Raw genomic sequence first — 300 nt, 5'->3', positions numbered from 1 at the left:
GATAGTCGATGATTTGTACGCCTGTGATGCTTACAACGCCACATGAAAACCCGTTTGGATCGCGCATATCCCATACGTGAACTGTATGTGGTCCAAGTGGTACATTGGTAAATATTCCGCCATTGTCCAATATTGGTCCATCGTCTAGACTGTAGTGGTAAATTCCATAACCGTCGTTTGTTACCGTGATGATTTGCTGCTCGCTAAAGGCATTGGTTACTGTATAAGTCACGTTTGATGCCAATCCGGAACGGATTACCGTAAAGCGTGTTCTATCTGGCGTGGTATCGGATGCACATT

General features: G+C 45.0%; 1 pseudogene. It reads right to left on the bottom strand.

What is annotated here, in order from left to right:
* A pseudogene (locus tag G6042_RS00480) lies at positions 1-300 on the bottom strand (hypothetical protein); the annotation flags it as partial.

It is taken from the genome of Flavobacterium solisilvae, assembly GCF_012911605.1.
In the GTDB taxonomy this organism is placed as follows: domain Bacteria; phylum Bacteroidota; class Bacteroidia; order Flavobacteriales; family Flavobacteriaceae; genus Flavobacterium; species Flavobacterium solisilvae.
The sequence above is the reverse complement of the archived record's forward strand: the minus strand, read 5'-3'. Positions and strand labels throughout refer to the sequence as shown.